Annotated in this window: 1 protein-coding gene; it reads right to left on the bottom strand. The window is 48.0% G+C overall.

The genetic code is table 11. The features are described from left to right. Nucleotides 1–700: SLC13 family permease (locus LD39_RS16785; RefSeq protein WP_035550200.1), on the bottom strand; the 700-nt coding region annotated here is incomplete at both ends.

The raw sequence follows: 700 nt of genomic DNA, 5'->3' as shown, positions 1-700 counted from the left end.
CCGCCGATGGAAGCACTGTAAGCAATTCCGAGCATAATGACTTTTCCAAAATTGAAGGAAGAATGATCGACTTCTCCTCCTCCCTCTTTTTTCAACTGGTCGGAGGCTTGATAGATGACGGCCATCCCGATCGGTACCATCATCATCGATGTCGCCGTGTTGGAAATCCACATCGAAAGTGCACCTGTCGCCAGCATGAAGCCGAGAACGATCAATTCCGTGCTCGTGCCGACCAGCCCGATGATGAATAATGCGATCCGCTTATGTAGGTTCCACTTCTGCATAGCAAGGGCAATGAGAAAACCGCCCATGAAGAGGAAAATAGTATTGTCACCGTAGGATGAAGCCGTTGCATCTCCATTCAATCCCCCGGTCAGCGGGAATAGAATTAATGGAAGCAAAGAGGTTGCAGGAATCGGCATCGCTTCGGTAATCCACCACGTCGCAATCCAGACAGTGCTCGCCAAAATAGCGACAGCGCTTTCAGATAATCCCTCAGCTTCAAAAAACATAAGGATCAAAGCGAAAAATAGTGGACCTAAAATAAGTCCTATTGTCTGCCGGGTATCAAAGGAAGGGCCAGATCCACCCGTTTGGTCTTTTTCGGATTTTTTTGGCTGTACTCCATCTGCATTCCCGCTTACAGTGAATTTCATTAAGTCCTTGGACTGTTCATGTATCTGCCACAGACGGTGCCAGA

The sequence above is a fragment of the Halobacillus sp. BBL2006 genome (assembly GCF_000786645.1).
GTDB lineage: Bacteria > Bacillota > Bacilli > Bacillales > Halobacillaceae > Halobacillus.
The sequence above is the reverse complement of the archived record's forward strand: the minus strand, read 5'-3'. Positions and strand labels throughout refer to the sequence as shown.